A 492-nucleotide genomic window follows, 5' to 3' on the forward strand; every position below is an offset into this window, starting at 1 on the left:
AAGTTCCGCCCCCTTTCTTTCTCTTTTTTTTTTTTCCCTCTTCTCTTTCTTCTCTTTTCTCCTTCCTCTTCTCCCTTTTCCCTTTTTCCTCCTTCCTCTTCCTTCTTTCTCCTCTTTCTCCCTCTCTCTCTCTTTCCCTCCTTCTCTCTCCTCCCCCCCTCTTTTTTCTCTCTCTTCTCTTCTCTTCCCCCCTCTTTCTCTTCTTCCTCCCCCCCCCCTCCCTTCTTTTTCTCCCTCTTTTCCTCTCTCTCTTCTTCTCTCTCTTTCTTCTTTTTTCCCCCTCTCTCCCCTCCTTTCCCTCTTCTCCTTTCTCTTCTTTCTTCTCCCCCTTTTCCTTTTCTTCTTCCTCCTCTCTCCTTTCTTCTTTTTTCTCTTTCCCTTTCTCTCTCTTTCCTTTTTTCCTTTCTCTTCCTTTTTTTTTTTCTCCCCTCTTTCTCCTCCTTCTTTCCTTTTTCTCTTTTTCCCCCAAAGACGGTAAGCACTTCTTCGTTA

Annotated in this window: 1 protein-coding gene; it reads right to left on the bottom strand. The window is 44.5% G+C overall.

The genetic code is table 11. The annotated features are described in order from the left end of the window. On the bottom strand, positions 1-492 hold a 492-nt coding region (locus K5Q73_RS21935; protein ID WP_220766203.1), incomplete at both ends, for a hypothetical protein.

Source organism: Shewanella sp. MBTL60-112-B2 (assembly GCF_019655055.1).
Taxonomy (GTDB): domain Bacteria; phylum Pseudomonadota; class Gammaproteobacteria; order Enterobacterales; family Shewanellaceae; genus Shewanella.